10 protein-coding genes and 1 rRNA gene are annotated in these 8,768 nt (G+C 52.3%); 6 read left to right on the top strand and 5 right to left on the bottom strand.

The genetic code is table 11. The features are described 5' to 3' along the window. A 16S ribosomal RNA gene (locus tag BM427_RS14960) occupies positions 1-128 on the bottom strand; the annotation flags it as partial. Between the two features lie 371 nt (positions 129-499). Then, positions 500-1,066, bottom strand: a complete 567-nt coding sequence (gene gmhB, locus BM427_RS14955) for a D-glycero-beta-D-manno-heptose 1,7-bisphosphate 7-phosphatase (RefSeq protein WP_090122712.1) — start codon at positions 1,064-1,066, stop codon at positions 500-502. Between the two features lie 187 nt (positions 1,067-1,253). On the opposite strand from gmhB, the gene metN reads away from it, so the two are divergent. The 6 genes from metN to proS all read left to right on the top strand — a co-directional run bounded on the left by metN (position 1,254) and on the right by proS (position 6,843). Continuing rightward, positions 1,254-2,285, top strand: a complete 1,032-nt coding sequence (gene metN / locus BM427_RS14950; protein ID WP_090122710.1) for a methionine ABC transporter ATP-binding protein MetN — start codon at positions 1,254-1,256, stop codon at positions 2,283-2,285. Continuing rightward, positions 2,278-2,931, top strand: a complete 654-nt coding sequence (locus BM427_RS14945; RefSeq protein WP_090122708.1) for a methionine ABC transporter permease MetI — start codon at positions 2,278-2,280, stop codon at positions 2,929-2,931. Before metN ends, BM427_RS14945 begins: the two co-directional genes overlap by 8 nt. A 39-nt stretch (positions 2,932-2,970) precedes the next feature. Further along, positions 2,971-3,786, top strand: coding sequence for a MetQ/NlpA family lipoprotein (locus BM427_RS14940; RefSeq protein WP_090122706.1), 816 nt, complete (start codon positions 2,971-2,973; stop codon positions 3,784-3,786). 111 nt (positions 3,787-3,897) lie between these two features. Continuing rightward, complete coding sequence (rcsF, locus tag BM427_RS14935) at positions 3,898-4,305, top strand: envelope stress sensor lipoprotein RcsF (RefSeq protein WP_090122704.1); 408 nt, start codon at positions 3,898-3,900, stop codon at positions 4,303-4,305. Further along, positions 4,302-5,012 (top strand): tRNA (N6-threonylcarbamoyladenosine(37)-N6)-methyltransferase TrmO, encoded by a 711-nt coding sequence (gene tsaA, locus BM427_RS14930; RefSeq protein WP_090122701.1) that lies wholly within the window; start codon positions 4,302-4,304, stop codon positions 5,010-5,012. The genes rcsF and tsaA overlap by 4 nt, the downstream gene beginning before the upstream one ends. Before the next feature lie 112 nt (positions 5,013-5,124). Then, positions 5,125-6,843 (top strand): proline--tRNA ligase, encoded by a 1,719-nt coding sequence (proS, locus tag BM427_RS14925; RefSeq protein WP_090122699.1) that lies wholly within the window; start codon positions 5,125-5,127, stop codon positions 6,841-6,843. Between the two features lie 85 nt (positions 6,844-6,928). Here the strand turns inward: proS and nlpE are convergent, their stop codons facing one another. From nlpE to BM427_RS14910, 3 genes are read right to left on the bottom strand one after another with little or no spacing between them, the layout of a single operon-like run. Beyond that, positions 6,929-7,624, bottom strand: coding sequence for an envelope stress response activation lipoprotein NlpE (gene nlpE, locus BM427_RS14920; protein WP_090122697.1), 696 nt, complete (start codon positions 7,622-7,624; stop codon positions 6,929-6,931). Between the two features lie 35 nt (positions 7,625-7,659). Beyond that, on the bottom strand, positions 7,660-8,082 hold the full coding sequence (arfB, locus tag BM427_RS14915; RefSeq protein WP_090122695.1) for an alternative ribosome rescue aminoacyl-tRNA hydrolase ArfB: 423 nt from the start codon (positions 8,080-8,082) through the stop codon (positions 7,660-7,662). Continuing rightward, on the bottom strand, positions 8,079-8,624 hold the full coding sequence (locus BM427_RS14910) for a YaeQ family protein (RefSeq protein WP_090122693.1): 546 nt from the start codon (positions 8,622-8,624) through the stop codon (positions 8,079-8,081). Before BM427_RS14910 ends, arfB begins: the two co-directional genes overlap by 4 nt. Positions 8,625-8,768 lie beyond the last annotated feature (144 nt).

The following is an 8,768-nucleotide window of genomic DNA, read 5'->3' as shown; positions in this document are numbered from 1 at the left end:
CCCAGACATTACTCACCCGTCCGCCACTCGTCACCCGAAGAGCAAGCTCCTCTGTGCTACCGTTCGACTTGCATGTGTTAGGCCTGCCGCCAGCGTTCAATCTGAGCCATGATCAAACTCTTCAATTTAAAGTTTGATGCTCATCGAATTAAACTTCGTAATGAATTACGTGTTCACCCGTGAGACTTGGTATTCATTTTTTGTCCGAAGACATCAAGAATCCATGTCACCTGAGTGCCCACACAGATTGTCTGATAAATTGTTAAAGAGCAGTTGCGACGCGGCTTTCAGCGCTTCGTCGCGAGGTGGCGTATATTACGCTTTCCTCTTTCAGAGTCAACCCTGATTTTCAGGATTTTTCTCTTCAACCGGCCCGGCTGTTTGTGTGAAGTGATTCACATCCGCCGTGTCGATGGAGGCGCATTATAGGGAGCCGGAGAGGAATGACAAGCGGAAAAATGCATTTTTATTTCAACCGCTCATCTTTTCGGCATAACGGTTATTTTTGGTGCTTTTTGATAGCTAAAGGCAGCTCCGCAAGGCTATTAATCACCCAATCAGCGCTTTTTTCCGCTTCCGGTGTGATCGGTTTTCCCGTGCGCACTAACACTTTCGTTCCTACTTGAGCAGCCTGTGCCGCCTGCATATCTTCTATTTTATCGCCTACCATATAAGAAGCAGACATATCGATGTGCAGGAAATCGCGGGCAGAGATCAACATCCCCGGATGTGGCTTACGGCAATCGCAAACCTGACGAAACTCTTCAACGGTTCCCTGTGGGTGATGCGGACAATAATAGATGCCGTCCAGATCCACGCCGCGATCGGCCAGCGACCAGTCCATCCACTCAGTCAGCGTTTCAAACTGCGCTTCGGTAAATTTACCGCGAGCAATACCAGACTGGTTCGTTACCAAAACCAGCGCATAGCCCATCTCTTTAAGTTCGCGCATGGCATCGATGACACCATCAATAAATTCAAAATTATCGATCTCATGCACGTAGCCATGATCAACGTTAATCGTGCCATCACGATCGAGGAAAATAGCGGGTACTGACTTTGTCACGGGTTTACTCCTGAAAAAGGCATAGAAGCTTAGTATCTCATGTTTCACAACGCAGGAAAGTGCTCATCATTGCGAGCGACATTGATTTAGACGTCTGGATGCCTTACCATCCGCTCTGTTTACGGGTACGCCCGTAACCGGCAGAACAAAATGCCACGGCTCACTCTTATACGATAAAAATAATCTAATGATTAAACTTTCGAATATCACCAAAGTGTTCCAGCAGGGAAACCGTACTATACAGGCGCTGAATAACGTCAGCCTGCATGTTCCCGCTGGTCAAATTTATGGCGTTATTGGCGCATCAGGCGCGGGGAAAAGTACCCTTATCCGTTGTGTTAACCTGCTTGAGCGTCCAACGCAAGGCAGTGTGCTGGTCGATAGCCAGGAACTGACCAAACTCTCTGAAGCGGAATTAACTAAAGCTCGCCGCCAAATCGGCATGATCTTCCAGCACTTTAATTTGCTGGCATCGCGCACCGTTTTCGGTAACGTTGCGTTACCGCTGGAGCTGGATAATACCCCGCGTGACGAGATCAATCGCCGGGTAAAAGAACTGCTTGATCTGGTCGGTCTTGGCGAGAAACATGACAGCTATCCGGCCAACCTCTCCGGAGGGCAAAAACAGCGAGTGGCGATCGCCCGTGCGCTAGCCAGCAACCCGAAAGTGTTACTGTGCGACGAAGCCACCAGTGCGCTGGATCCGGCAACAACCCGTTCCATTCTTGAATTGCTGAAAGACATCAACCGTCGCCTTGGTCTGACCATTCTGCTGATCACTCACGAGATGGATGTGGTTAAGCGTATTTGCGACTGCGTGGCCGTTATCAGTAATGGTGAATTGATTGAGCAGGATACAGTGAGCGAAGTCTTTTCCCATCCGAAAACGCCGCTGGCGCAGCAGTTTATTCAGTCCACGCTGCATCTCGATATTCCGGAAGATTATGCACAACGCCTGCAGCAGAAACCGCAGGCTGACAGCGTACCGATGCTGCGTATGGAGTTTACGGGTCAGTCGGTGGACGCGCCGCTGTTGTCTGAAACCGCGCGTCGTTTCAACGTGAACAACAACATTATTAGCGCGCAGATGGATTACGCGGGCGGCGTGAAGTTCGGCATTATGCTGACGGAAATGCACGGCACTCAGCAGGATACCGAGGCGGCCATCGCCTGGTTGCAGGAACACCATGTAAAAATAGAGGTACTCGGTTATGTCTGAGGCAATGATGTGGCTCTTTGCCCGCAGCATCTGGGAAACACTGTTTATGACCTTTGCCTCCGGTCTGCTGGGGTTTGTCGTGGGTCTGCCGTTTGGCGTGCTGCTGTATGTCACGCGTCCAGGTCAGATCATGCCAAACCCGGGCCTGTATCGGGTGATTTCTGCGCTGGTAAACATTTTCCGTTCCATACCGTTCATTATTTTGTTGGTCTGGATGATTCCTTTCACGCGCGTGATTGTCGGCACCTCAATTGGTCTGTACGCCGTCATTGTACCGCTGACGGTTGGTGCCGCGCCGTTTATCGCCCGTATGGTGGAAAACACCCTGCTGGAGCTGCCGGCAGGCCTGATTGAAGCGTCCCGAGCTATGGGCGCAACGCCAATGCAGATCATCCGCAAAGTGCTGTTGCCGGAAGCGCTGCCGGGACTCATTAATGCAGCGACTATTACGCTAATTACCCTCGTCGGTTATTCCGCAATGGGCGGTGCCGTCGGCGCAGGCGGTCTGGGGCAACTGGGCATCCAGTATGGCTACGTGACCTATAACCCATTAGTGATGAATACCGTACTGATATTACTCGTGGTTCTGGTTTACTTAATTCAGTTCGCGGGCGATCGTATCGTCCGGGCTGTAACGCACAAATAACGTTACACAACATAACGACTCTGAGAGAAGGGAAATAACATGGCTTTTAAATTCAAGACCTTTGCGGCCGTAGGGGCTCTGCTTGGTTCTCTGGCACTGGTCGGATGCGGCCAGGATGAAAAGGATCCAAATCACATCAAAGTCGGTGTGATTGTTGGTGCTGAACAGCAGGTTGCAGAAGTAGCACAGAAAGTGGCGAAAGAGAAATATGGCCTCAACGTTGAGCTGGTGACTTTTAACGACTATGTACTGCCAAACGAAGCACTGAGCAAAGGCGATATCGATGTAAACGCTTTCCAGCACAAACCCTACCTCGATCAGCAGATCAAAGATCGCGGTTTCAAACTGGTTCCGGTCGGCAACACATTTGTTTATCCGATTGCAGGCTACTCCAAAAAAATCAAATCGCTGTCTGAATTGCAGGATGGTTCTCAGATTGCCGTACCAAACGATCCGACTAACCTCGGCCGTTCCCTGCTGCTGTTGCAGAAACAAGGCCTGATCAAACTGAAAGATGGCGTGGGCTTGATGCCAACCGTACTGGATATCACCGAAAACCCGAAACACCTGAAGATTGTTGAGCTGGAAGCGCCGCAACTGCCGCGCTCTCTGGATGACGCACAGATTGCACTGGCCGTGATCAACACCACTTATGCCAGCCAGATCGGCCTGACTCCGGCAAAAGACAGTATCTTCGTTGAAGATAAAGACTCCCCATATGTGAACCTGATCGTTGCCCGTGAAGATAATAAAGACGCGGAAAATGTGAAAAAATTCGTTCAGGCTTACGAGTCAGATGAAGTGAACGAAGCAGCAAACAAAGTCTTCAATGGCGGTGCGGTGAAAGGCTGGTAATCTCCTCATCAGTCTGTAATATCATTCAAGGCGGGCTAAAGCCCGCCTTGTCATTTGTGCACGTCCCTGATTCAATATGCGGCGTTAAGAAAATCACTTTGAGGAAAGATTATGCGTGCTTTACCGATCTGTTTATTAGCACTCATGTTGAGCGGCTGCTCCTTGCTAAGCAGATCCCCTGTCGAACCGGCACAAAGTAGCGCTGTGACGCCAAAACCAGAGCCGGTAAAACCGAAAGTGATACGCCCTGCCCCGGTACGCATCATCACTGATGCACAAGATTTAGTGGGTAAACCGTTCCGCGATCTGGGTGAAGTAACCGGTGAATCCTGTCAGGCCAGCAACCAGGACTCCCCGCCGAACATCCCGACTGCCCGCAAACGCATGCAGATTAATGCGGCGAAAAAAGCCAAAGCCAATGCTGTTCTGCTGCATAGCTGTGAAGTGACCAGCGGTACTCCGGGCTGCTACCGCCAGGCCATCTGCGTGGGGTCCGCCCTCGACGTTTCGGCGAAATGAGTAGTACCTTTGCTTTCGGGCAAATAGGTGTCATTCGTTCACCGTATAAAGAGAAGTTTGCCGTACCGCGCCAGCCGGGTCTGGTGAAGCATGGCGGCGGCGAACTTCACTTGCTTCCTCCCTATAATCAACCCGATGCAGTACGCGGCCTTGAAGGGTTCAGCCATTTGTGGGTGCTTTTCGTTTTTCATCAAACGATGGAAGGCGGATGGCGTCCTACGGTGCGCCCGCCGCGGCTCGGGGGCAATGCAAGAATGGGCGTCTTCGCCACACGATCAACGTTTCGACCCAACCCGATAGGCATGTCGCTGGTCGAATTAAAAGGGATCCGCTGCCATAAAGATCAGGTGATTTTACAGCTCGGTAGCCTGGACCTGGTTGATGGTACGCCGGTGGTGGATATCAAACCTTATCTGCCCTTTGCCGAAGCCGTGCCCGATGCACAAGCCAGCTATGCGCAGCTGGCACCGGTTGCCAGCATCCCGGTTAGCTTTACAACCGAAGTGGAGTCACAGCTTAGCGGGCTGGAAAAGCGTTATCCCTACCTCAGAGTCTTTTTGCTGGAAGTTCTGGCACAGGATCCACGTCCGGCCTACCGAAAAGAGGAAGAACAAGGGAAAACTTACGCCGTCTGGCTGCTGGATTTTAATGTGCGTTGGCGCGTAACGGCGGCAGGATTCGAAGTCTTTGCGCTGGAAGCACGCTAATTTTATTCCCCTCTCTTTTGGCATCTCTGCCAGGCTGATAAACTAAACCACTTTTTTTGTGTCAGGCCTGATTTCGGGCCTGTTCCGATTGTCCAAATGGAACCGTAACAACATGCGTACTAGCCAATACTTGCTCTCCACTCTGAAGGAGACGCCTGCCGACGCCGAAGTCATCAGCCACCAGTTGATGCTGCGCGCCGGGATGATCCGCAAACTGGCCTCCGGGTTATACACCTGGCTGCCGACCGGTCTGCGCGTCCTGAAAAAAGTCGAAAACATCGTGCGTGAAGAGATGAATAATGCCGGTGCGATTGAGGTGTCCATGCCAGTGGTGCAGCCAGCCGATCTGTGGCAAGAAAGTGGTCGCTGGGAGCAGTATGGCCCGGAACTGCTGCGTTTTGTTGATCGCGGCGATCGCCCGTTCGTCCTCGGCCCGACTCACGAAGAAGTCATTACCGATCTGATCCGTAATGAGCTGAACTCCTACAAACAGCTGCCGCTGAACTTCTTCCAGATCCAGACCAAGTTCCGCGATGAAGTGCGCCCGCGCTTTGGCGTTATGCGTTCCCGAGAATTCCTGATGAAAGATGCTTACTCTTTCCATACCTCTCAGGAATCGTTGCAGGAAACCTATGATGCAATGTACGCCGCCTACAGCAAAATCTTCAGCCGTATGGGACTGGATTTCCGCGCTGTACAGGCCGATACCGGTTCGATCGGCGGTAGCGCATCCCATGAATTCCAGGTGCTGGCGCAGAGTGGTGAAGATGATGTTATTTTCTCTGACTCCTCCGATTTCGCCGCCAACATCGAGTTTGCCGAAGCGCTGGCACCAAAAGAACCGCGCGCTGCTGCCACGCAGGAAATGACGCTGGTGGATACGCCAAACGCTAAAACCATCGCCGAGCTGGTTGAACAGTTCAATCTGCCGATTGAAAAAACGGTAAAAACGCTGCTGGTGAAAGCCGTGGAAGGCAGCAGCTACCCTCTGGTCGCGCTGCTGGTACGCGGCGACCACGAGCTGAACGAAGTGAAAGCGGAAAAACTGCCGCAGGTTGCTGCACCGTTAACTTTCGCCACCGAAGCGGAAATTCGCGCCGTGGTCAATGCCGGTCCAGGCTCCCTTGGCCCGGTTAATATGTCAATTCCGCTGGTAATCGACCGTACCGTTGCCACGATGAGCGACTTCTCTGCAGGGGCGAATATCGACGGTAAACACTACTTCGGCATCAACTGGGATCGCGATGTAGTAACGCCGGAAGTAGCGGATATCCGTAACGTCGTCGCTGGCGATCCAAGCCCGGACGGTAAAGGTACACTGCTGATTAAACGCGGTATCGAAGTGGGTCATATTTTCCAGCTCGGCACCAAATATTCCCAGGCGCTGAACGCGGCGGTACAGGGTGAAGATGGCCGCAACCAGATCCTGACCATGGGCTGCTACGGCATCGGTGTAACGCGCGTGGTCGCTGCAGCGATCGAGCAGAACAACGACGAGCGAGGGATCATTTGGCCGGACGCTATTGCGCCGTTCCAGGTTGCACTGCTGCCGATGAATATGCACAAATCCTACCGAGTGCAGGAGCTGGCGGAAAAACTCTACGCCGAATTACGCGCGCAGGGCATTGAAGTGCTGATGGATGACCGTAAAGAGCGTCCGGGCGTGATGTTTGCTGATATGGAGCTGATCGGTATCCCCCACACGGTGGTGATCGGCGATCGCAACCTCGACAACGACGATATTGAATACAAATATCGTCGCAACGGCGAGAAGCAGCTCATCAAAACCGGCGACATCCTTGAATACCTGGTGAAAGCCATTAAAGGCTAAGCCGACAAAAAACCCCGCTTGTGGACTGCACCCCAAAAGTTGGATACCAACTGAGTCAGGTGCAGTTTTTTATGGCGCCGAAGGCTTAATCATCACAGTTTTTATTGGCGCTGAACCGCCCTTTCTTATTAATGACCAGCACTTTCTGTGGTGCACCGGTATCGGGGTTCGGTTCAAAGGCAAAGTGCCCTTCCACCATCAGCAGAATCGGTTTGCTTTCGGTACCGCGCGCAACCGCATAATCACGCTCAAGCTGAGCATTACTTGCCACTGCGACCTGCTTCCCGGTTGCACAGTCCGTAAAGACTGCCGCATCGGCCATATACCTGTACATACCGCGCATCGCCATCGGCGTAGCCGGAAGCGACGCGTTCACCGGTTGCAGCGTATAGTTCAGTTGTGAATGAATCGGATTGCCTTCCCGATCCAGCATCTCCAATGCATCGCCTTTCGCACGGAACCATGTTTTTTTACCCTGCGTGTCGGTAAGGATCAGTTTATCGGCCGTGCGCGCCCAGCTACCGTAAGAGCCAAAGACCACCGGACCTTTTCCGCCCTGATAGCGCTGGTTCATCACCCAACTGCCATCCTTTTCCAGAAATAGCGACGTTTCGATACCTTCACAATCGGCACAGGGTAAAACACCGCGCCAGCTCTGCTGCATCGGTTTCAGCTCTTCAATTTGCGTCGGCTGCACCATCTCGGTGTCACCCCGATTATTACAGCCGAAAAGGGTAAACAGCGTACACCCGGCCAGCAGAGATAAAATCGCTTTTTTCACACTCGATTCCTTATGCACAATTCTCTTGTTGACCGTCAGCCATCATGGCGACGGACTTTGCCACGCAGCGCTTTTACCGATGACTTTTGCGACTTACTCGTTAACCGGCGTTCTTTTGAAGCACGGGTCGGGCGCGTTGCACGGCGGCTTTTTTGCACTGCGGTCAATTCTTTGATCAATGCCACCAGGCGAGCGATCGCCGCTTCGCGGTTCATCTCCTGGCTGCGATATTCCTGCGCTTTTATCACAACCCAGCCATCACTACTGATCAGATGGTGCGAAGCCTCCAGCAAATGCGCCTTGTAATACTCCGGCAGGCTTGACGCTCGAATATCAAAACGCAGGTGGATAGCCGTCGAACTTTTATTCACATGTTGGCCACCCGCGCCCTGCGCCCGCACAGCGGTGATCTCCAGTTCATCCTCAGCAATGGAGACCGTGCGGGAGATCGTAATCATGGCTGCTGCCAGGCTTCAAGGTGGATTTCCCGATTCTGCGTTTCATCGGAAAGCCAGATGGCACCATCCTGCAAGGTAGCCTGTAGCGTCATGGTACGATCGTTGGCAAACGCGCTGAGCGCCGCCAGTTGTTCATCATCCAGATACCAGATGCTTAAGTTGCCGAAGCTCGCGCAACGGCTTTGATTTTGCTGCCACCAGATCTGCGCCGCCCGGGAATTATAGGCAAATAACGCCACGTCTTTCGCCTGTGTACAGGCTTTCTTCAACCGTTTTTCGTCCGGCAGCCCCAGTTCGATCCACAAATCAATGCCCAGATAATCATTACGCAACCAGGCTTCCGGCTCATCTTCAGCGCTCAGGCCGCGAGTGAATTGCAGCCGCTCATCGGCGTATTTAATCCACGCCAGCAGACGCAACATCATGCGCTCCTGGGTTTCGGAAGGATGGCGGGCCAGCGTCAGCGTCGCATCTAAAAACCGATTACGATCCAGATCGGCAACATTAACCATCGCTTTATAAATAGTCGCTTTTAAGGCCATAACACCACTCCTGCATAAAATGGCCGCTATTGTAGCGAATTCAGGGTTAAAGCGCTGTTATCTCTTGTGCGCATCATTCGCCATCACGCTGATAATGGCGGGTAAGCTATGTTATAGTCGCCTTGCTAAACAGTATTAATCTTC

It is taken from the genome of Kosakonia arachidis (assembly GCF_900116535.1).
GTDB classification, from domain to species: Bacteria; Pseudomonadota; Gammaproteobacteria; order Enterobacterales; family Enterobacteriaceae; genus Kosakonia; species Kosakonia arachidis.
The sequence above is the reverse complement of the archived record's forward strand: the minus strand, read 5'-3'. Positions and strand labels throughout refer to the sequence as shown.

What these genes read in the sequence shown, in the direction of transcription:
- metN (WP_090122710.1), top strand. Translation starts at nt 1,254, where the DNA reads ATGATTAAACTTTCGAATATCACCAAAGTGTTCCAGCAGGGAAACCGT.
- BM427_RS14945 (WP_090122708.1), top strand. Translation starts at nt 2,278, where the DNA reads ATGTCTGAGGCAATGATGTGGCTCTTTGCCCGCAGCATCTGGGAAACA.
- BM427_RS14940 (WP_090122706.1), top strand. Translation starts at nt 2,971, where the DNA reads ATGGCTTTTAAATTCAAGACCTTTGCGGCCGTAGGGGCTCTGCTTGGT.
- rcsF (WP_090122704.1), top strand. Translation starts at nt 3,898, where the DNA reads ATGCGTGCTTTACCGATCTGTTTATTAGCACTCATGTTGAGCGGCTGC.
- tsaA (WP_090122701.1), top strand. Translation starts at nt 4,302, where the DNA reads ATGAGTAGTACCTTTGCTTTCGGGCAAATAGGTGTCATTCGTTCACCG.
- proS (WP_090122699.1), top strand. Translation starts at nt 5,125, where the DNA reads ATGCGTACTAGCCAATACTTGCTCTCCACTCTGAAGGAGACGCCTGCC.
- arfB (WP_090122695.1), bottom strand. Translation starts at nt 8,082, where the DNA reads ATGATTACGATCTCCCGCACGGTCTCCATTGCTGAGGATGAACTGGAG.
- BM427_RS14910 (WP_090122693.1), bottom strand. Translation starts at nt 8,624, where the DNA reads ATGGCCTTAAAAGCGACTATTTATAAAGCGATGGTTAATGTTGCCGAT.